Source organism: Sphingomonas sp. CCH21-G11, assembly GCF_001555965.1.
In the GTDB taxonomy this organism is placed as follows: Bacteria; Pseudomonadota; Alphaproteobacteria; order Sphingomonadales; family Sphingomonadaceae; genus Sphingomonas.
The window spans coordinates 23,793-44,527 of sequence record NZ_LSHX01000017.1 but is presented as its reverse complement, the minus strand read 5'-3'; the positions used below and the strand labels follow the sequence as shown (position 1 = coordinate 44,527).

General features: G+C 68.2%; 22 protein-coding genes. 18 read left to right on the top strand and 4 right to left on the bottom strand.

Annotated features, from left to right (window positions below):
• Positions 1–25 precede the first annotated feature (25 nt).
• The 10 genes from AX676_RS03565 (at position 26) to mazG (ending at position 9,281) form a co-directional block, all read left to right on the top strand.
• Positions 26–1,072: a lytic murein transglycosylase gene (locus AX676_RS03565; RefSeq protein WP_066478711.1), complete on the top strand. Its 1,047-nt coding sequence runs from the start codon at positions 26–28 to the stop codon at positions 1,070–1,072.
• A complete protein-coding gene (locus AX676_RS03560; protein WP_066478708.1) occupies positions 1,056–1,868 on the top strand; it encodes an SPOR domain-containing protein in 813 nt (270 codons plus the stop codon). The genes AX676_RS03565 and AX676_RS03560 overlap by 17 nt, the downstream gene beginning before the upstream one ends.
• A gap of 30 nt (positions 1,869–1,898) precedes the next feature.
• A complete protein-coding gene (locus AX676_RS03555; RefSeq protein ID WP_066478706.1) occupies positions 1,899–3,068 on the top strand; it encodes a D-alanyl-D-alanine carboxypeptidase family protein in 1,170 nt (389 codons plus the stop codon).
• Positions 3,065–3,688, top strand: a complete 624-nt coding sequence (gene tmk, locus AX676_RS03550; RefSeq protein WP_066478703.1) for a dTMP kinase — start codon at positions 3,065–3,067, stop codon at positions 3,686–3,688. The genes AX676_RS03555 and tmk overlap by 4 nt, the downstream gene beginning before the upstream one ends.
• The gene (locus tag AX676_RS03545; RefSeq protein WP_066478702.1) at positions 3,685–4,656 is read left to right on the top strand and encodes an AAA family ATPase; all 972 of its coding nucleotides are present in this window, start codon (positions 3,685–3,687) and stop codon (positions 4,654–4,656) included. The genes tmk and AX676_RS03545 overlap by 4 nt, the downstream gene beginning before the upstream one ends.
• 9 nt (positions 4,657–4,665) lie before the next feature.
• Positions 4,666–6,219: a methionine--tRNA ligase gene (metG, locus tag AX676_RS03540; protein WP_066478701.1), complete on the top strand. Its 1,554-nt coding sequence runs from the start codon at positions 4,666–4,668 to the stop codon at positions 6,217–6,219.
• Positions 6,216–7,022: a TatD family hydrolase gene (locus AX676_RS03535; RefSeq protein WP_066478700.1), complete on the top strand. Its 807-nt coding sequence runs from the start codon at positions 6,216–6,218 to the stop codon at positions 7,020–7,022. The genes metG and AX676_RS03535 overlap by 4 nt, the downstream gene beginning before the upstream one ends.
• Positions 7,019–7,783, top strand: a complete 765-nt coding sequence (locus tag AX676_RS03530) for an MBL fold metallo-hydrolase (RefSeq protein ID WP_066478695.1) — start codon at positions 7,019–7,021, stop codon at positions 7,781–7,783. The genes AX676_RS03535 and AX676_RS03530 overlap by 4 nt, the downstream gene beginning before the upstream one ends.
• On the top strand, positions 7,780–8,409 hold the full coding sequence (locus AX676_RS03525) for a retropepsin-like aspartic protease family protein (RefSeq protein WP_066478693.1): 630 nt from the start codon (positions 7,780–7,782) through the stop codon (positions 8,407–8,409). The genes AX676_RS03530 and AX676_RS03525 overlap by 4 nt, the downstream gene beginning before the upstream one ends.
• Positions 8,410–8,552: 143 nt before the next feature.
• Entirely contained in the window at positions 8,553–9,281 is a 729-nt protein-coding gene (gene mazG, locus AX676_RS03520) for a nucleoside triphosphate pyrophosphohydrolase (RefSeq protein WP_066478691.1), read from the top strand.
• 16 nt (positions 9,282–9,297) lie between these two features.
• On the opposite strand, the gene AX676_RS03515 is transcribed toward mazG, so the two are convergent.
• The 4 genes from AX676_RS03515 to AX676_RS03500 all read right to left on the bottom strand — a co-directional run bounded on the left by AX676_RS03515 (position 9,298) and on the right by AX676_RS03500 (position 13,341).
• On the bottom strand, positions 9,298–9,783 hold the full coding sequence (locus AX676_RS03515; protein ID WP_066478689.1) for an SH3 domain-containing protein: 486 nt from the start codon (positions 9,781–9,783) through the stop codon (positions 9,298–9,300).
• Positions 9,784–9,787: 4 nt separating this feature from the next.
• Complete coding sequence (locus AX676_RS03510; RefSeq protein WP_066478687.1) at positions 9,788–11,191, bottom strand: NAD(P)H-dependent flavin oxidoreductase; 1,404 nt, start codon at positions 11,189–11,191, stop codon at positions 9,788–9,790.
• Between the two features lie 84 nt (positions 11,192–11,275).
• Positions 11,276–12,412: a glycosyltransferase family 4 protein gene (locus AX676_RS03505; RefSeq protein ID WP_066478684.1), complete on the bottom strand. Its 1,137-nt coding sequence runs from the start codon at positions 12,410–12,412 to the stop codon at positions 11,276–11,278.
• A 5-nt stretch (positions 12,413–12,417) separates the two neighbouring features.
• Positions 12,418–13,341: an alpha/beta fold hydrolase gene (locus AX676_RS03500; protein WP_066478682.1), complete on the bottom strand. Its 924-nt coding sequence runs from the start codon at positions 13,339–13,341 to the stop codon at positions 12,418–12,420.
• Positions 13,342–13,359: 18 nt separating this feature from the next.
• On the opposite strand from AX676_RS03500, the gene AX676_RS03495 reads away from it, so the two are divergent.
• From AX676_RS03495 to AX676_RS03460, 8 genes are all read left to right on the top strand, one after another.
• Positions 13,360–14,748 carry a protein adenylyltransferase SelO family protein gene (locus AX676_RS03495; protein WP_066478679.1) on the top strand — a complete coding sequence of 463 codons (1,389 nt, stop codon included), beginning with the start codon at positions 13,360–13,362 and terminating at the stop codon, positions 14,746–14,748.
• 77 nt (positions 14,749–14,825) lie between these two features.
• Positions 14,826–16,238 carry a succinylglutamate-semialdehyde dehydrogenase gene (gene astD / locus AX676_RS03490; protein ID WP_066478677.1) on the top strand — a complete coding sequence of 471 codons (1,413 nt, stop codon included), beginning with the start codon at positions 14,826–14,828 and terminating at the stop codon, positions 16,236–16,238.
• A gap of 116 nt (positions 16,239–16,354) precedes the next feature.
• Positions 16,355–17,143, top strand: coding sequence for a uroporphyrinogen-III C-methyltransferase (gene cobA / locus AX676_RS03485; protein WP_066478675.1), 789 nt, complete (start codon positions 16,355–16,357; stop codon positions 17,141–17,143).
• Positions 17,140–17,436 carry a DUF2849 domain-containing protein gene (locus AX676_RS03480; protein ID WP_066478761.1) on the top strand — a complete coding sequence of 99 codons (297 nt, stop codon included), beginning with the start codon at positions 17,140–17,142 and terminating at the stop codon, positions 17,434–17,436. The genes cobA and AX676_RS03480 overlap by 4 nt, the downstream gene beginning before the upstream one ends.
• A complete protein-coding gene (locus AX676_RS03475; protein ID WP_066478672.1) occupies positions 17,436–17,882 on the top strand; it encodes a hypothetical protein in 447 nt (148 codons plus the stop codon). The genes AX676_RS03480 and AX676_RS03475 overlap by 1 nt, the downstream gene beginning before the upstream one ends.
• Before the next feature lie 29 nt (positions 17,883–17,911).
• The gene (locus tag AX676_RS03470; RefSeq protein WP_066478669.1) at positions 17,912–19,543 is read left to right on the top strand and encodes a nitrite/sulfite reductase; all 1,632 of its coding nucleotides are present in this window, start codon (positions 17,912–17,914) and stop codon (positions 19,541–19,543) included.
• Positions 19,536–19,961, top strand: coding sequence for a DUF934 domain-containing protein (locus AX676_RS03465; RefSeq protein WP_066478665.1), 426 nt, complete (start codon positions 19,536–19,538; stop codon positions 19,959–19,961). Before AX676_RS03470 ends, AX676_RS03465 begins: the two co-directional genes overlap by 8 nt.
• Positions 19,954–20,727, top strand: coding sequence for a phosphoadenylyl-sulfate reductase (locus AX676_RS03460; protein WP_066478663.1), 774 nt, complete (start codon positions 19,954–19,956; stop codon positions 20,725–20,727). Before AX676_RS03465 ends, AX676_RS03460 begins: the two co-directional genes overlap by 8 nt.
• The last annotated feature ends 8 nt before the right edge of the window (positions 20,728–20,735 follow it).

The following is a 20,735-nucleotide window of genomic DNA, read 5'->3' as shown; positions in this document are numbered from 1 at the left end:
GCGCGGGCTGTGGCAGGGTACTGGGATGTTAAGAAAGCTGCGTTCATCATTTCGCCCGTTCACGCTTGCCGCGGTCGGTGCGGCGACGCTCGTTCTGGGCCCGGCCGCGCCCGCGCAGGACGATGCGGGCTTCGCGCGCTACCTGGAGGAACTGCGCGGGCAGGCGACCGCCGCCGGGGTGTCGCGCGCAACCGCCGACGCGGTCTTCCCCACGCTGACGCTCAACCCGCGCGTGATCGAGCTCGACCGCGCGCAGCCCGGCGGCGGGTCGACCGCGGCGATCCCCGCATTTGCGCCCTATCGCGCGCGGCATGTCGATGCGGCGCGGATCAGCCGCGGGCGGGTCGCCTATCAGGCCAATCGCGCGCGCCTTGCCGGGATCGAGCGCGACACTGGCGTGCCCGAATCGATCATGGTCGCGATCTGGGGGCATGAGACCAATTATGGCGGCTATACCGGCGATTTCGACCTGCCGCGCGCGCTGGCGACGCTGGCCTATGAGGGGCGGCGGCGCGAGCTGTTCGCGGGCGAATTCATCGCGACGCTCAAGCTGATCGATCGTGGCATCCCGCGCGAACGGCTGAAGGGCAGCTGGGCCGGGGCGACCGGCTATCCCCAGTTCCTGCCTTCCATCTACCTGCGCGTGGCGCGCGACGGCGACGGCGACGGCACGGCCGATATCTGGCGCAGCGAAGCCGACGCGCTCGCGTCGATCGGCAATTACCTCGTCGACGCGGGCTGGCGGAAGGGCCAGCCCTGGGGCGTCGCGGTGAACGTGCCGGCGACGCTGGACCGCGGCGCGCTGGGCAACGCGACCGTCTCGCCGCGCTGCCCGCGCGTGCATGAGCGGCACAGCCGGTGGCGGACGATGGCGGAATGGCGGGCGCTGGGAATCGTACCGCAAAATGGCGCATGGCCCGCCGACGACGTGCTGGCGACCCTGCTGGAGCCCGACGGGCCGGGGCAGACCGCGTATCTGCTGACCGGCAACTACCGGGTCATCCTCGATTATAACTGCTCCAATTTCTATGCGCTTTCGGTGGGATTGCTGGCCGATGAAGTCGCGCGTTGACCTGACATTGGCGGCGCTGCTGTCGCTGGGCGCGGCCACTGCGGCAGCACAGGACACGCCCGCCACGCTTTATCCCGCAGACGCGGCGGACAAACCGCGCGGCAGTTCGGGCGAAGGTGCTGCCGCGCGCCATGACGAGGTCGGGCCGGTCGGCGTGCAGTCCGACCTGGCCGGGATGCGGGTCGTCCATCCCGCACTCGCCGCAGGCGACGTGGTCGAGGTGACGGCGCTTGGCAACGGCCACAACGTGCTGGCGATCGTCCAGGCCGGCGCGGCGGACCGCGGGCGGATCGCGTCGATTTCCCCCGCGCTGGCCGACGCGCTCGGCATCGCGGCGGGCGATGCGGTGCGGCTGCGCAAGGTGGTGGCCTCGGCGGCCGATCGCGCGGCGTTGCGGGCGGGTGGCAAGGCAGCGGCGCGGCTCGACTCACCGCCCGCCTTGCTCGCCGGACTGCGCGCGACGCTGGCCGCGCGCGCCCAGCCGGCCGCATCGGCACCGACGCCTTCGGTCACCGCGCCGACCCGCAGGCGGGCGACCCCGCCCGTACGGTCGGTGGCGAAACCGACGCGTGTCGCGGTTCCCGCGGGAACCGGCTATTTCGTGCGCGTTGCCGTGCTGTCCATCCGCGAAAGGGCCGACAGCGTGGCGCGCGAGCTGGACGGTGAGGTGGTCGCGGCGGGCAAGCTTCATCTCGTTCGAATCGGGCCCTTGCCTGATCGCGCGGCGGCTGCGAAAGCTCGCGAACGGGCGGTCGCGCGCGGGTTCAAGGACGCGCTGATCGTCGCTGCGCCCTGACGTCCACTTTCATTCGAGTTCCCGATTGCCATGAAGAAATTGTCGCTCGCCACGCTCGCGCTGCTCGCTACCCTGGCGCCTGCCACCGCGCAGACGCCGCCCTTCCAGACCCCGGCCCCGGTCGCGTATCTGGAGGACCTGTCCTCGGGTGCGGTGCTGTATGCCAAGGACGCCGACCGGCGGATGCCGCCCGCGTCGATGGCCAAGATGATGACCGCCTATGTCGCGTTCGACCTGATCAGGAAGGGCGAGATCAAGCTCGACCAGATGATCGAGGTGCGGCCGGAAACCTGGCGCAAATGGCATGGGCCGGAAGCGGGATCGACGATGTTCCTGTCGCCCGGCGAGCGGGTGAGCGTCGAGAACCTGCTCTATGGCATCGTCGTCCTGTCGGGCAACGACGCCTGCGTCGTGCTGGCGGAGGGCATTGCCGGAACCGAGGAAGCGTTCGTCAACCTGATGAATCAGCGCGCGAAGGAACTGGGCCTGGCCAACAGCCAGTTCGGCAATTCCAACGGATGGCCCGACGAGGGCAGGACGTTCGTGACCGCGCGCGACCTCGCCCGGCTTGCCACGCGGACGATCCAGGATTTTCCGGGCCTCTACAAGCAGTTCTACAGCAAGGACAGCTTCACCTGGGGCAAGACGCTGGGGAAGGGCGATGCGATCACGCAGGCCAATCGCGATCCCCTGCTGGGCCGCGTGCGCGGTGCCGACGGGCTGAAGACCGGACATACCGAAGAGGCCGGATACGGCTTTACCGGGTCGGCCGAACAGGAAGGCCGGCGGCTGGTGATGGTGCTCGCCGGGCTGAACAGCTTCAACCAGCGGATCGAGGAATCGGTGCGCTTCATGGAATGGGGTTTCGGTGCGTGGAAATCGCGCCCGATCGTGAAGGCCGGGCGGCGGGTGGAAAGCGCCGATGTCCAGCTGGGCGCGGAGTCGACCGTGGGGCTGGTCGCGCCGCGCGACCTGGCGGTCACGCTGCCGGCGGGCCTGTCGCCGCAGTTGAGCGCCAAGGTGGTCTATGACGGCCCGATCAAGGCGCCGATCCGCAAGGGCCAGCAGATCGCGCAGCTGGTCGTGCAGGCGCCGGGCATGGCGCCGCAGTCGTTGCCGCTGGTGGCCGAAGCCGATGTGGGCGAGGCGGGCTTTTTCGGGCGCGCCTGGGCCGGGCTGAAGTCGCTGTTCGGCGCTTGAACGGCCGCTTCATCACGCTGGAAGGCGGGGAGGGGGCGGGCAAGTCGACCCAGGCCCGGTTACTGGTCGACGCGCTCGCCGCGCGCGGCATCGACGCGGTGCTGACCCGCGAGCCGGGCGGCAGCGCGGGCGCGGAGGCGGTCCGCGCGCTGTTGATGCAGGGCGATGTCGGGCGATGGAGCGGGCGCAGCGAGGCGCTGTTGTTCGCCGCCGCGCGCGCCGACCATGTGGAACGGCTGATCCAACCGGCGCTGGCGGCCGGACGCTGGGTGGTCTGTGACCGGTACATCGACAGCACGCGCGCCTATCAGGGTGCGCAGGGCATTGCCGACGCCGATATCCTCGCGCTCCATGCCTTTGGGTCGGGAGGTTTGATGCCCGATCGCACGCTGCTGCTCCACGTCGATCAGGCGACCGGCACGGCGCGGATGCGCGCGCGCGACGGCGGGGCGATCGACCGCTTTGCCGAGCGCGACGCGGGGTTTCATCGGGCGGTCGCCGCCGGGTTCGACCGGATCGCCGCGGCGGAGCCTGCGCGTGTGCGCCGGATCGACGCCGGCGATGCTCCCGACATCGTCCATGCCGCGATCATCGACATGATCGCCGACCTGCTGCCATGACGTTACTGCGCGGCAATGCGGCCGCGATCGCGGCGTTCGACGCAGCGATGACCGGGGGCAAGCCGCATCACGCATGGCTGATCGCCGGGCCGCAGGGCGTGGGGAAGGGTGCCTTCGCGCGCGAGGCGGCGCGGCGCATCCTGACCCGCGCGGCGCCGCTGCCCAATATCGACGATCTGATCGCGGCGGGGTCGCACCCCGATTATCGCGAGCTGGTGCGCCTCCCCAAGGATCCGGAGAAGCCCGAACAGGACATCGCCCGCAGCATCCGGATCGATCAGGTCCGCGCGCTGCAGCCGGTTCTGGCGACCAAGCCGGCCTTGTCGCCCGTGCGCGTGATCGTCATCGACGCGATCGACGACCTGGAACGCCCCGCCGCCAATGCACTGCTCAAGAATCTGGAGGAGCCGCCGACGGGGACGATTTTCCTCCTGGTCAGCCATGCGCCGGGCCGGCTGCTGCCGACGATCCGGTCGCGATGCCGGCTGCTGCGCTTCGCGGCGCTGGGCGACGACGACATGGCGGCGGTGCTGCGCGAAGCGGTGCCGGAGGCGAGCGAGGCCGAGATCGCCGCGCTGGTGCGCGCCGGCGCGGGATCCCCGGGCCGCGCGCTCACCTTTGCCGGGCTCGACATGGCGGCAATCGAGCGCGACCTGGCCGAGATCGCGCGGACCGGGGACCCGGACAGCGTGATCCGGGTGCGGCTGGCCGGGGCGCTGTCGGGCAAGGCGGCGCAGGCGCGCTATGAAGCCTTTCTGACGCGGACGCCGAGCTTCATCGCGGAGCAGGCGCGCGGCCGATCCGGAGGGGCGCTCAAGACCGCGCTCGACGCCTATGCCCGAACGCGGTCGATCGCAGCCGCCGCGATCGGCCTGTCGCAGGACGTGGTGACGACCGTGTTCGAGCTGGCCGCCGAAGTCGCGACGCTGGCGCCGACGGGGCTTCAACCCGGCGAGACGATGCACTAGGGCAAGGCGATGGCCGACCCCTATTACATCACCACCGCGATCCACTATCCCAATGGCCGCCCGCATATCGGCCACGCCTATGAGATGATCGCGGCCGATGCGATCGCGCGTTTTCAGCGTCAGGCGGGGCGCGACGTGCGGTTTCAGACCGGGACCGACGAACATGGCCTGAAAATGGTCCAGACCGCGCGCGCCCAGGGCAAGGAGGTTCGTGCGCTTGCCGATGAAATGTCTAACCATTTCATTGAAATGGCCGACAGTCTTGATATTTCGTGCGATCGCTTCATCCGCACCGTCGAACCCGATCATCACCGCGCGAGCCAGGCGATCTGGCAGGCGATGGCGGACGCCGGCGACCTGTATCTCGACCGCTATGAAGGCTGGTATTCGGTCCGCGACGAAGCCTTTTACGAGGAAAAGGAACTCGTCGAAGGGGAAGGGGGCGTCAAGCTGTCGCCCCAGGGCACGCCGGTCGAATGGACGACCGAGGAGACGTGGTTTTTCCGCCTGTCGAAATATCAGCAGCCGCTGCTCGACTTCTACGCCGCCAACCCGGATTTCATTCGTCCGGACAGCCGCCGCAACGAGATCCTGCGCTTCGTCGAGGGCGGGCTGGTCGACCTGTCGGTCAGCCGCACCAGTTTTGACTGGGGCGTCCCCGTGCCCGGCAGTCCGGGGCATGTCATGTATGTCTGGGTCGACGCGCTGACCAACTATCTGACCGGAGCGGGTTATCCGGACGCGCCACAGGGTGACCGCTACTGGCCCGCCGACCTGCACCTGATCGGCAAGGATATCGTGCGCTTCCACACGGTTTACTGGCCGGCGTTCCTGATGTCGGCAGGGCTGCCGCTGCCGCGCCAGGTGTATGGCCACGGCTTTCTGCTCAACCGCGGCGAGAAGATGTCCAAATCGACCGGCAACGTGGTCGATCCGATCGCACTCGCCGAATTGGTGGGCGTCGATGCGCTGCGCTATTTCCTGCTCCGCGACATCAGCTTCGGCCAGGACGGCACGTTCAGCGACGAGGCGATCGCGACCCGCGCCAATGCCGACCTCGCCAACAGCTTCGGCAACCTTGCCCAGCGCACGCTCAGCTTCATCGCCAAGAATCTGGATGGCGCATTGCCCGACGCGGGGCGGGGCGACCCGGCCGACAGCGCACTGCTGACCCAGGTCAACGATGCGATCGCCGACTTTGCGGTGCAGTTCGCCGATCTGGCACTGTCGCAGGCGATCGAGGCGTGGATGCGTGCGGTATTCGCGTGCAACCAGTATATCGATGCGCAGGCACCCTGGGCGCTGCGCAAGACCGATCCCGAGCGTATGCACGCGGTGCTCGGCACGCTCGTCCGCGCGATCCGCCAGCTTGCCATCGCGATCCTGCCGGTCATTCCGGGGTCGGCGGGCCGGCTGCTCGACCAGCTGGGTGCGGCGGCGCGCGATCACGCCGCGCTCGAGGATCGCGACTGGTACGTGCGCCAGCAGGCGGCAGGCTTCCGTCTTTCGCCGCCGACCCCCATTTTCCCGCGCATCGTCCTGCCCGAACCGGAGGCGGTGTGAAGCTCGCCGACAGCCATTGCCACCTCAATTACAAGGGGCTCGTCGAGCAGCAGGGCGGGGTGCTGGCCCGCGCGCGCGATCGAGGGGTCGTTGCGATGCTCAACATCTCGACACGCGAATATGAGTGGGACGACGTACTGGGCGTCGCCGAGCGCGAGCCCGATGTCTGGGCGACGATCGGCATTCATCCGCATGAAGCCGACGCGCATCCGCATGTCGACACCGAGAAGCTGGTCGCACGCGCAGCGCATCCCCGGGTGGTCGGGATCGGCGAGAGCGGACTTGATTATTATTACGAGCATAGCGACCGCGATCGGCAGAAATCGGCATTCCGTGCGCATCTGGCGGCATGCCGTCACACCGGTTTGCCGATCGTGGTGCACACCCGCGATGCGGAGGACGACACCGCCGAAATCCTGACCGACGAGCTGGGGAAGGGGGGCTTTCCCGGCGTTATCCACTGCTTCACCGCCAGCGCCGCGTTCGCGCGGATCGCGCTCGACCTCGGCTTCTACATCTCGATCTCGGGGATCGTGACGTTCAAGAATGCGCGCGCGCTTCAGGACACGGCGAAATGGCTGCCGCGCGACCGGCTGCTGATTGAAACCGACGCACCGTTCCTCGCCCCGGTGCCCCATCGCGGCAAGCCGGGCGAGCCGGCGTTCGTGGCCGACACCTGCCGCTTTCTGGCCGAGCTGCGCGGCGAAGATGCCGAGCAGCTGGCGGACGCGACGCGCGCGAATTTCCACCGCCTGTTCGCCAAGACGCTGGCAGGGGCGCCCGACGGAAGCGGCACGGCGTGAAGCTGCGGCTGCTCGGCTGCGGGACATCGTCGGGGGTGCCGCGCATCGGCGCCGACTGGGGACGGTGCGATCCCGACGAGCCGCGCAACTGGCGGACGCGCACCGCTGGCCTCGTGTCGACCGAGCGCACCCGCGTGCTCGTCGATACCGGGCCCGACATGCGCCGGCAGCTGATCGACGCACGCGTGGCCAGCGTCGACGCGGTAATCTGGACCCACGCGCACGCCGATCATGTCCACGGCATCGACGATCTGCGCCAGCTGTTCCACAACTCGGGCGCGCCCGTCCGCTGCTTTGCGCGTGCGGCGACGATCGAGGATCTGCGCGCCCGCTTTGCCTATGTCTTTCACGGCCGCGCCGGCTATCCACCTGTCGCGACGCTCGATCCGCTGCCCGACCGGATGGAGATCGGCGACCTGGTCGTCACCACGGTCGATCAGCCGCACGGCGCGATCACCAGTGCCGGGCTGTGCTTTGCCCATGAAGGCAAGCGCATCGGATATTCGACCGATTTCAGCGGAATGACCGACGACATGCGGCGCGTGTTCGACAGTATCGACGTCTGGGCCGTCGATGCGCTGCGTCGCGAACCGCACCCGACGCATCCGACGCTCGATCAGGTCGTGGCGTGGGTAAGCGAGCTTGGCGTGCGGCACGCGGCGTTGATCCATATGGACAACAGCATGGATTACCGAACGCTCTGCGCCGAACTGCCCGAACATATCCGGCCCGGCCATGACGGGATGGAGTTGATACCGTGAATGAACAACAGGCCATCGGGCTGATCGGCAGCGTCGGGTTCCTGGTGCTGGTTCTCGCGTCGCTGGCGGCACGCCGTCCCAATATGTCGCTTGTCCTCCGTTCGGCGCTGGGCTGGATTGCGATCGCGGCGGTGGTTGCGATCCTCGTCGCGTTTCGTGGCGAGATTGGCGGCTTCGTCAACGATGTCGGGGCGCGGCTTGGCTTTGCCGATCAGCGCACGCGGGGCGGCGCGTTGCGCATTCCGGCATCCGATGACGGCCATTACTGGGCCAATGTGCGAATCAACGGCGTGGCGCGCCGGATGCTGATCGACAGCGGCGCGACGACCACGTCCTTGTCGGTGGCAACCGCGCAGGCCGCGGGAGTCGCGATCGATGATAGCGGACTGGTCGCGGTCGTCGACACCGCCAACGGTCCGGTGGAGGCACGGCGCGCGCGGATCGACCGACTGGAGGTCGGGCCCATCCAGACCGAGGACCTTGGCGTGCTGGTCGCGCCCAATTTCGGCGACGTCGATCTGCTGGGCATGAACTTCCTGTCGCGCCTTGGCAGCTTTCGCACCGAGCAGGGGGTGCTCGTCCTCGAACCCGCCGGCACCGCGGCGTCAGCGGAGGGGTCGAACTGAATGCGCTTCGCCATTTTACATAATGTATATTATCGGACTTTGCGATATGGCGCTGAGGCAGGCCCGGGATCGTCACCGCGCCCCGTCAAGCCCCTCTCTCGTGTCGCACGGGTAACTTGCCCCGCCAATGCGAGCGTCGGCGCATGATCGAACGCCTTGTCGCCATCATGGCGCGACTGCGCGATCCCGAGCATGGCTGCGAATGGGACCTCGCGCAGACTTTCGCGACGATCGCGCCCTACACGATCGAGGAAGCCTATGAAGTTGCGGACGCCATCGAGCGCAACGACATGGCGGACCTCCAGGACGAACTGGGCGACCTGTTGCTGCAGGTCGTCTTTCACAGCCGCATCGCCGAGGAAGCCGGCGCGTTCGACCTTGCCGACGTGGTCGCCGCGATCAGCGACAAGATGGAACGGCGCCACCCGCACATCTTCGGCGACGGAACCAACCCGGGCTGGGAAACGATCAAAGCACAGGAACGTAAACAAAAGAAGAACGATCCGAGTGCGCTGGCGGGTGTTGCCGCCGGCCTGCCCGCCCTGCTGCGCGCGGAAAAGCTTCAGAAGCGCGCCGCGCGCGTCGGCTTCGACTGGCCCGACGCACAGGGCCCGCGCGCCAAGGTGGTCGAGGAGATCGCCGAGCTAGACGAAGCTACGTGCGACGATCAGCGCGCCGAGGAGTTTGGCGACCTGATGTTCGCGCTGGTCAATTGGGGACGCCATCTGGGGATCGATCCCGAGACGGCATTGCGCCAGGCCAACATGAAATTCGAACACCGGTTCCGCGCAATGGAGGCCCTGGCGGACGGCGATTTCGCTGCGCTCGGGCTCGATGCCCAGGAAGCGTTGTGGCAGCGGGTCAAGGGCTGATCCGCCGTCCCGCGCGTCAGAATTCCTCGCCGGGGTCGACCCCCCACAGGCTTGCCTGCTCGATATAGCCCGTCCGGCCGCGCACGTCGAACAGGCACCACCCCGCGCGGCATTCGTCGAGCTTGCCGACCACGCCCGGTGCGGCACGCCAGTTGATCTTTGCACCGGGGCCGGGCGTCGCCCGCATCGGCGTCACGCCGCCGATCACGACCCCGGTGCGCTGGCTGCTCAACAGATTGACCAGCATCCATCCCTGGGTGCCGTCCGGATCCTCGATCTTGCGCCAGTCCTTGTAGATGTCGACGACGCGGATCGGCAGGTTGTCGCGCCGATAGAGCCATATCGCCGGATAGTTGCGCCCCGGCCCGGTACGCATCATGGCCCGGTCGGCGGCGATCGACGCGAAATAGGGCGTCTTGCGCCGCTGGGCGTCCGCAGCCCCGCCGATGCCGGGCAGCACGAGCAGGACGGTCAGCAAGCGCCAGGGAAACCGCCACGCCATCGGCTCAATCCCCCGTCAGGATACGATCGACCAGCTGCTTGACGGTCGGCACGAAGCCGTTGGAATAAAAGGGATCGCGCTTGAACTGATAGGCGGCATGGCCGGCAAACATCAGATTTTGTTCGGTGTCGCCGCCATGCGCGATGTCCTGAAGCGTCTTCTGGATACAGAAGCTGCGCGGATCAACCGGCCGGCCGGTCGAATTGGTTTCGGTATCGGCCCAGGACGAAAAGGCGCACTGGCTGAGGCAGCCCATGCAGTCCGCCTGGTCCTTGCGAATTTCCGCCTTTTCGGCGGGCGTGACGAACACCAGCGTATTGTCGGGAGTCTTCAACGCTTCGGTAAAGCCCAGCCCATACCATTCGCGCGCGCGGAGCAGGTCGCCGCGCGTCACCCAGAAATTCTTGCCGCGCACGCCCACGTCGAGCTGGAAGGTGTGATCGCCGGCCTGCTGCGTCGAAAACGGGATCTGCCGTTCCGACCGCGCTTCCAGGTTGCGCAGGAACGGGTTGCGCACCGCAGAGGAATAGAAGCCGGTGGGCGAGAATTTGTGCAGGAGCACGTCGCCTTCCTCGATCGTCATCAACCGGGCTTTCCAGGCGTCGGGGATCGGGCTTTCCTGCGTCAGCAACGGCCGGGTCCCGAACTGGAAGGCGATCGCGCCCAGTTCGGGATTGTCGATCCAGTTCGACCAGTCGCGCAAATACCAGACGCCGCCGGCCATCACGATCGGAACATCGTCGGAAATGCCGCCCTCGCGCATCGTCTCGCGCAGCGCCTTGACCCGCGGATAGGGATCCTGCGGCGCGCGGGGATCCTCGGCATTGCTCAGCCCGTTATGCCCGCCGGCCAGCCACGGATCCTCATAGACCACCGCCGCCAGCCATTCAGACGCCTTTGAATAAGCGCGCTTCCACAGCGCCCGGAAGGCGCGCCCGGAACTGACGATCGGCAGATAGTTGACGCCATAGGACGCCGCAATTTCGGACAATTTGTACGGCATCCCCGCGCCGCAGGTGACGCCCGCAACCATGCCACGCGTGCGTTCGAGCACGCCGTGCAGCACGCGCTGCGCGCCACCCATTTCCCACAGCACGTTGATGTTGATCGCCCCGCGCCCGCCCGCGATCTCGAACGCGCGCCGGACCTGCTGGACCGCGCCCTCGATGGCGTATTCGATCAGCTCCTCATGCCGTTCGCGGCGGGTAAGTGCGCGGTATATCTGAGGAATGATCTTGCCGTCGGCGTCGTAGCTGTCGGCATTCACCGCCGATACAGTCCCGATCCCGCCAGCCGCGGCCCATGCCCCCGCACTCGCGTGATTGGTGGCGGCAACCCCCTTGCCCCCCTCGATCAGCGGCCACACTTCCCGACCATGATAGGTGATCGGCTTGATGCCCTTGAACAACGACTTCTCCTGTAAAACCGGCGCGACGATAGCGGCATCACGAAAACGAATCGAGCAATTCCTGCAAAGACAGGCGCGGGCGACTCATGTCGACAGGTCGATTCCGCCGATCGCCCCGCCATAAAGCTTGCCATAGGCTGCGATCATCGCTTGTTCGTCGAACAGTGCGCGGGCCCGTGCGAGGTTCGCCGCGCCGATGCGCGCGCGGGCGGGCGCGTCGTTGGCCAGTGCCTGGAGCCGGTCGCGCAGATGCACCTCGTGGCGGTCGATTCCCATATAGGGCAGGTTCTCCGGCGCGACCATTTCGGGGATGTCGCCCAGCGGCGGCGCGACGACGGGCAACCCGCTCGCCATCGCCTCCATCACCGAAATCGGCTGCTGCTCGCTGCGCGACGACAGGGCGAAGATGTCGAAGAGACCGATATAGCGGTGCGGTTCGGGCAGGAATCCGGGCAGGTGGACCTGGTCCCCCATCCCCATCAGCTCGGCCGCCTGCACGATCGCCGCGCGCTCGGGCCCCTCGCCCGCGATGACCAGCCGGGTACGCGCACCGACCACGCCACCGGTGGCGCGGACGAGGAGCGCTAGGTCCTTGACCGGGCGCAGACCGGCGATGGCGCCGATGACGACTTCTCCCGGCCGTCGTTTGAACCCCGGAATGGCGTTGGCGCGCGGCCGGGCGGTGGCATAGCGGTCGACCGGGATGCCGTTGCTGATCCGCGCGACGCGCGACGCGGGCTGCTTCCACGCGCGCGTCGCGATCCGCGCCAGCGTATGCGATGGCACGACCAACCGGTGCGCCGCCGCCAGCGCCAGCCGGCGATAGGCGTTGCGCATTGGGTTGAGGCCATTGGCCTCGTCGTCGTTGAAGCCGTCTTCGTGATGGATGACCGGCGGCATCCCCTTGCCGAACACCCGGCGCGCCATCACCCCGTCGATCGCGCCCCAGTTATACGTCAGCACCAGGTCGAAACGGCGCATGAACCGCGCGATCGCCTCATAGCGCGCGACCGACGGACGCCCGGTCAGCGGCGGCGGGTCCTGCGCGATTTCATAGGCGATGCCCGGCGCGATCGCATCGCGCGCGCCCAAAGCGCCCGGCACGCCGGAGACGATGACGTGGCGTGCGCGGTCGCCAAAGGCGTTCATCAGCCGGACGGCACGCGCCTCCTTGCCGCCCAGATCGAAGCTCGAATGCAGATGCAGGATGCGGACCGGCATCGGGTTCAGGCACGCGCGCCGCTGGCCAGCCGCGCGAGCAGCCCGTCGACCGCCGCGACCGCCGCCGGCTCGTCGAGCGTCGGGGCATGGCCGGTGTTCGGAACCGTCACGAGTTCGCCCTGCGGCAGTCGATCGCGCATCCGCCGCGCGACCTCATCACTGAGAATATCCGAGCAGGCTCCGCGCAGGACGAGCACGGGCACACCGGCCAGCGCATCGAGCGCCCCCCACATGTTGAGCCCCGCCTCATTGCCCGGCACCCGGAACGGTTCGGCGATGCGCATGTCGTAGTCGAGCACGATCCGCCCGTTGGAATTGAGCCGGTACAGCCGCTTGGCCATGCCCAGCCAGTCCTGGATCTCATAGGTGGGATAGGCGTCGGCATTCGCCTCCGCCACCGCGCGCGCGGCATGCATCCAGGTCGGGTGCCAGCTGCCCTTACCGACATAGCCGCGGATGCGCGCGAGGCCCGCCGGGTCGATCTCCGGCCCGACATCGTTGAGCACGGCGCCGACCACCCGCCCCCGTTCGGCCGTCGCCAGCAGCATCGCCAGGATGCCGCCCAGCGACGTTCCGACGAGCACGATCCGCGGCAGGTCGAGCTGGCGTAGCAGCACCTCCAGATCCTGCAGATAGGTGAGCGGGACATAGGTCATCGGGTCGCGCGCATAGGCGCTTTCGCCCCGCCCGCGCAGATCGACGACGATCAGCCGCCAGTCACCCGCCAGCCGCGCCGCCAGCCCGTCGAAATCGCGGGCGTTGCGCGTCAGGCCCGGCATGCACAGCAGCGCCGGGCGATCGTCCGGCCCGGCATAGTCGCGATAATGCAGCCGCAGACCGTCGTTCGACCACCAATAGCCGTCCTGCCAGGCGGGTGCGGGCCCGGCCGGGTCGGTCGGTCGCGAACCGTGGTTGCGTTGCGTCGCCATGCCACCCCATATCGCCGCATGTCCAAGCCCCCGCAAGCGCCCGTGTCCTTTCATCCCGAACGCACGATCCTCGAACTCGGCGACGGCTTCTACGACCCGGTGCGACCGGCGGCGTTCCCCGCGGCGATCCTGCGTTTCCGCAACGACCGCCACGCCGCCGCGATCGGCCTCGACCAGCTCGACGATCGCGCGTGGATCGATCATTTCGCGCGGTTCACGCCACTGCCGGGCAGCCTGGAGGCGCCGCTGGCGCTGCGATATCACGGCCACCAGTTCCGCGTGTACAATCCCGACATCGGCGACGGGCGCGGTTTCCTGTTCGCCCAGCTCCGCGACGGTGCCGGCCGTCTGCTCGACCTGGGCACCAAGGGTTCGGGCCAGACACCCTGGAGCCGCTTCGGCGACGGCCGGCTGACGCTCAAGGGCGGCGTGCGCGAGGTGCTGGCGACCGAGATGCTCGAGGCGCTGGGGGTCGACACATCCAAAAGCTTTTCGCTCGTCGAGACCGGGGAGGCGCTGCATCGCGGCGACGAGCCCTCCCCCACCCGGTCGAGCGTGCTGGTCAGGCTGAGCCACGGCCATATCCGGATCGGGACGTTCCAGCGTGTCGCCCAGTTGCGCGACGAGGAAGCGATGCGGCGGCTGATCGCCTATGTCCTGCGCCACTTTTATGGCGAGGAAGCGGAAGACCCGTCGGATGCCGCCCCGCGCCTGCTCCGCCATGTCGTCGGCGCGACCGCGCGGCTGGCGGCGGGGTATATGGCGGCGGGCTTCGTCCACGGCGTGCTCAATTCGGACAATATCAACGTCACCGGCGAAAGCTTCGACTATGGCCCGTGGCGGTTCGCGCCGACCTGGGACGCGGCGTTCACCGCGGCCTATTTCGACCATGGCGGCCTGTACGCCTTCGGCCGGCAGGCGGAGGCGACCCACTGGGATGTGATGCAGCTCGCGGTCAGCCTGCGCATCGTCAGCGCGGCCGAGCCGTTGATCGCGGCGCTCGATGTGTTCGAGCCCGAATATCGGGCCGCGTTGCGCGACGCGCTGCTTTGGCGCCTGGGGCGCACGCCCGGCGAACCTGACGACGGGGACGCGCTGGCCCGCGCGCTCGACGCTGCATTGGCGCAAAGCCAGGTGCCGATCGACCGATTCTTCTTCGACAGCTTCGCGCGCGACATTCCCGACAGCTACGGCCCGGCATTCGACGGCGTGCGTGCGCCGTTGGCGCGTCACGCCCCGCGCAGCGCGCGCAACGATCGCTACTGGCACGGCGATGCGCCGTGCGCGCTCGACATCGCGGAGGTCGAGGCGATCTGGGCACGCATCGATCAGGCCGATGACTGGTCGGCGTTCCACGCGAAGATCGACGCGATCCGCGCGATGGGCGCGGCGCTGGCGGACGGGTAAGTGCCTGCGTTCGCCAGGTGACTGGCATCGGCGGCAAATCTGGTGCATGAGCCCGGCAACTGGCCGCAGGATGCTGAATGCCGCAGGAACTGATTTCGACCGAGCCCGCCACCGGCGCGGTGTTGTGGCGCAAGCCCCACGGAAATGCCGATACAGAAGTGGGGATCGCGCGCGCCGCGTGGGCGGAATGGGCCGCACGCCCCTATACGGTGCGGGTCGAGACGATGCGCCGCTTTGCCAATGTCGTGCGTGCCCGCGCCGACGCGATGGCCGACCTGATCGCCCGCGAAACCGGCAAGCCGTTGTGGGAATCGCGCACCGAAGTCGAAACCGTGATCGGCAAGGTCGACATCTCCGTCAACGCGCATTCGGAACGGACCGGCCAGCGGCGGATGGAAGCGCCGATGAACGGCCGGGTCGCGCTGCGTCACAAGCCGCACGGCGTGCTGGCGGTGCTGGGGCCCTACAACTTCCCGGCGCACCTGCCCAACGGCCACATCGTGCCCGCGCTGCTCGCGGGCAATGCGGTCGTGTTCAAGCCATCGGAAAAGACCCCCGCGGTCGGCGAGATGCTGGTCGATTGCTATCGCGCGGCGGGCGTGCCGGAGGGTTGCGTCCGCCTGCTGATCGGCGGACCGGAAGCGGGCAAGGCACTGGCGGGCCATCCCGACATCGACGGGCTGCTGTTCACCGGATCGGCGCGCACCGGCATCGCGCTCAACCGGATGTTCGCCGAGCACCCCGAAAAGATCCTCGCACTCGAAATGGGCGGCAACAACCCGATCGTCGTGTGGAGCACCCCGGACCTCTACACCGCGGCCGTGCTGGTCGTGCAGTCGGCGTTCACCACCGCGGGCCAGCGGTGCGCCAACGCCCGGCGGCTGATCGTCGACGAGCGGCTGGCCGATCCGCTGATCGCGGAGATCGAGAAGCTCGTGGCGCGGATGATCATCGGCGAACCCCATGCCGACCCGGCCCCGTTCATGGGTCCGGTGATCGACAACGACGCCGCCGACCAGCTGACCGAGGCGTTTGTCGGGCTGCTGACGCGCGGCGGCCGGCCGATCCGCCACCTCCACCGCCTGATCGAGGGGCGGCCGTTCCTGTCGCCCGGCATCATCGACATGACCCATGCGACCGATCGGCCCGACGGCGAACTGTTCGGCCCGGTGCTGCAGGTGTTTCGCACCGCGACCTTCGACGAGGCGATCGCCGAGGCCAACAACACCCGCTACGGGCTGTCCGCCGCGCTGATCAGCCAGGAGCCGACGCTGTACGAGCAATTCTGGTCGAACATCCGCGCCGGCGTGGTCAACTGGAACCGCCCCACCAACGGCGCATCCTCGTCCGCGCCGTTCGGCGGCGTCGGCTGGTCGGGCAACCATCGGCCGAGCGCCTATTATGCGGCGGATTACTGCGCCTATCCGGTCGTGTCGTCCGAAGCCGAGCTCGCCCGGGCGTCGATCGGCATCGGTCTGCGCGACGGGTGACGTCCAGCGCCAGTCCGGCGTGATCCGGTCCGCGTCGGGCGCGGAAAAGTTCTGCTACGGTGACACCAAGCATCGATCGATTGCAACTTGCGCGGCGGCGGCGCATCTCGAACGGCATGACAGAGGCGCACTCCGCTACCCGCGACGGCCGGGTCATCCTGGTCGGGGCCGGCCCCGGCGATCCGGGGCTGCTGACGCTGCGTGCCGCCGATGCTCTCCGCATCGCGGACGTCGTCGTCCATGACGGCCTGATCGACCCGCGCATGCTCGACCTGGCACCGCGGGCGGCGGCGCGGATTTCGGTGGCCAAGCAGCGCGCGCGCCATACCCTGCCGCAGGAAGCGATCAACGCGCTGCTCGTCGCGCACGCCCGCCGCGGCGCGACCGTCGTCCGGCTGAAGGGCGGCGATCCGTTCGTGTTCGGCCGCGGCGGCGAGGAGGTCGAGGCGCTGCGCGACGCGGGCATCCCGGTCGAGGTCATTCCGGGCGTATCGGCGGCGCTCGGCTGCGCGGCGCAGGCGATGCTCCCCCTCACCCACCGCGACTGGTCGAGCACGGTCAGCTTCGTCGCCGGCCAGTGCAAGGGGCTGTCGGAACAGGACTGGTCTGGGCTGGCCGGCAACGGCCGGACGCTTGTCATCTACATGGGCGTCGCCACGGCTGCACAGATCGCGGAGAAGCTGATGGCCGACGGGGTTGCCCCCGATATGCCCGTCGCGGTGCTGGAGCGCGGCACCCATGCCGATGCCCGCGCGCTGCGCACCCTGCTCGCCGATCTCGGCGCGATGGTCGCGCGCCAGCGCGTCGCGTCGCCGGCCGTCATCGTCGTCGGCGAGGTGGCGCGGCTGGCCGATGCGCAGGATCAGCTGGGGCAATGGGCAAAAGCGGCGGAGGCGCTGGCGTGAAGATCCTGACCGGCAATGACCTGAAGACCGGCGATGTCGTGTGGTGGACCGGCAGCGGGTGGTCGCGCCACGTCGCCGACGCGATCGATGTCGCCGAACATGGCGAGGCGATCGCGCGCGAGGAGGAAGCCGCGCGGCGCGTGAACGTGCCCTATGTCATCGATGCCGTGCTGGCTGGGGATGGCCCGCGTCCCGAGCATATCAAGGACCGGATCCGCGCGCTCGGGCCGACGGTGCGCGCCGACCTGTCGCTCAAGCCTGCCGACCCGCAAGCCGGCAGCTGGGTGATCTGATGCGCGCCGGGCACCTGGCCGTGCTGGCGCTCGCGTGCGCGGCACCCTCGTTCGCACCTGCCTCCGCCCTCGCGCGAGCGCCCGGCGAGGCGCGCGAAACGCGACATGTCACGCAGACCTATCTGCGCGCGAAGCCCGGACTGCGCGCCGATCTGATCGCCTATTTGCGGGCCAACTGGTTCGCGATGGACCGGATCGGCGTCGAACGCGGCCTGTTCACCAGCTATGCGCTGCTGGAGCGTGGCGACGAAAGCCAGGCCGAGTGGGACGTGATCGTCACTGTCGGCTATCCGACCGAAGCGGGCTACGACGCGCCGGGTGTCGCCGAGGCCTTTCAGGCCATCCGCGCGGCACACCGCGAAGTGAAGATCGGCGGGCGCGGTTTCGCCGAGCTGGGCGAAATCGTCCAGCACCACCCGCTTGCCGTGGTCACGCACAACCCGTGACCCGCCGACGCAGATAGAGGCCCGAGCCGATGTACCGATACGACCAATATGACCAGGCGATCGTCGATGCCCGCGTTGCCGAATTCCGCGATCAGGTGGAACGCCGCATCGCGGGGCAGCTGACCGAGGACCAGTTCAAGCCGCTGCGGCTGATGAACGGCCTCTATTTGCAGCTGCACGCCTATATGCTTCGCGTCGCCATCCCCTATGGCACGCTCGACAGCCGGCAGATGCGGATGCTGGCGCACGTCGCGCGCAAATATGATCGCGGCTACGGCCATTTCACCACGCGCCAGAACCTGCAGTATAACTGGATCAAGCTGGCCGACGCGCCCGACATCCTCGCCGATCTGGCGACGGTCGAGATGCATGCGATCCAGACCAGCGGCAATTGCATCCGCAACATCTCGTCCGACCAGTTCGCCGGTGCGGCCGCGGACGAGCTGACCGATCCGCGGCCATGGGCCGAGCTGATCCGGCAGTGGAGCACGTTCCACCCCGAGTTCACCTACCTGCCGCGCAAGTTCAAGATCGCGGTGATCGCGGCGGCGGAGGATCGCGCGGCGATGCGTCTGCACGATATCGGCATTCAGATCGTCGCGCGCGACGGCGAAATGGGCGCGCGGATCTTCGTCGGCGGAGGCATGGGTCGCACACCCATGATCGCGCCGGAAATCCGCGATTTCGTGCCGCTCGGCGACCTGCTGAGCTATCTGGAGGCCTGCCTGCGGGTCTACAACCGCCATGGGCGCCGCGACAATCTCTACAAGGCGCGGATCAAGATCCTGGTGCACGAGATCGGCGCGGACGAATATCGCCGCCAGGTCGAAGCCGAGTTCGTCGCGGTCAAGGCGCTGGGCATCGATCCGCCGGCCGCCGAGTTCGATCGCATCGCGGCATTCTTCGCGCCGCCGCCCTTTGAACAGGGTCTCGACGACACGGTCGACCGCAGCGATCCCGATTTTGCGGTGTGGATCGACCAGAATGTGAAGGCGCACAAGCAGCCGGGCCATGCGATCGTCAACATCTCGCTCAAGCCGGTGGGCGGCATTCCGGGCGACGCGAGTGCCGACCAGATGGACGTGATGGCCGACCTTGCCGCGCGCTACAGCCATGACGAGCTCCGCGTCACGCACGCCCAGAACATCGTGCTGCCACATGTGCGCAAGGCGGACCTGCACGCGATCTGGCAGGCGCTGGCGGCCGCCGGGCTGGCGGAGGCTAATCTGGACCTGATCAGCGACATCATCGCCTGCCCGGGCCTCGACTATTGCAGCCTCGCCAATGCACGCTCGATCCCCGTCGCGCAGAAGATCGCGACGCGTTTCGCCGACCTCGACCGGCAGCGCGACCTGGGCGAGCTCAAGCTCAAAATCTCCGGCTGCATCAATGCGTGCGGCCATCACCATGCCGGCCATATCGGCATTCTGGGCGTCGACCGGAAAGGCGTCGAAAACTACCAGCTGTCGTTCGGCGGATCGGGCGCGGAGGACGTCAGCCTCGCCCGCATCACCGGACCGGGATTTACCGAGGACGGCGTCGTCGACGCGGTCGAAAAGGCGACCGAGGTCTACATCGCGCATCGCGAGGCGGGCGAGCGTTTCGTCGACACCTATCGTCGGATTGGCATGGAGCCGTTCAAGGAAGCAATCTATGGATAAGTTGTTGCGCCTGCGCGACGACGAGCCGCACGAGGAGCCGGCGGTCACGCTCGACGCCTTTCTGGGTCAGTCGAATGCGACTGCGGTCAGGGTCGAGGCCGGCGAGGATGTCCGCGCGCTCCTTCCCTTTCTCGACCGGCTGGCGTTGGTCGAGATCAGTTTTCCGAGCTTTCGCGACGGTCGGGGCTATTCGGCGGCACGCATCCTGCGCGAGGCCGGCTATGGCGGCGAGTTGCGCGCCGAGGGCGACGTGCTCGTCGACCAGATCCCGCTGATGCGGCGGTGCGGCTTCGACAGTTTCGCGCCGGCCTCTCCGGTCGATCAGGCGACGCTGGCCGCGGCGATTGCGCGGCATGACCATGTTTATCAGGCCGCGGCCGATGAACGCGTGCCGGTGTGGAAGCTGCGCCATGGCTGACCTCGACATCCGAGCGGTCGACCGGATCGATGTCGCGCCGCGCTTCATTCCGGCGGATGCGCTGCGCCTGAACGACCGGTTTCGCGGGGAGGATGCCGCGACGATGCTGCGGACGGTGCTGGGCAACCGGATGCTCGGCGACGTCGCGCTGCTTTCATCCTTCGGCGCCGAATCCGCGGTGCTGCTGCATCTGGTCGCCACGGTCGATCCCGCGATCCCGGTCCTGTTTCTCGATACCGGCAAACATTTTCCGGAGACGCTGGCGTATCGGGATCTGCTCGCAGACCGGCTTGGGCTGCGCGACCTTCGCAATCTGACCCCCGATCCCGCCGCGCTCGCTGCTCGTGACGCGGCCGACGAACGCTGGTCCTACGATCCCGACGGCTGTTGCGACCTGCGCAAGGTCCACCCGCTCACCCGCGCACTGGGCGGCTTCGACGCGACAATTACGGGGCGCAAGGCGTTTCAGGCGGATACCCGCGCCGCGCTCGAACGGTTCGAGATCGACGCCGCCGATGCGCAGGGTCGGTTGAAGCTCAATCCGCTGGCGACGTGGCATCGGGCGGACCTCGACGCCTATTTCGTCGCGCACGACCTGCCGCGCCATCCGCTCGAGGCACAGGGCTATCCCTCGATCGGCTGCGCACCGTGCACCAGCCCGGTCTCCACCGACGGGGATGACGTCCGCGCTGGACGGTGGCGCGGCTTTGCCAAGACCGAGTGCGGCATCCACCTGCCCGCAGGTGCCGCCAAGCCGGCGGCGTAAGCCGGGCG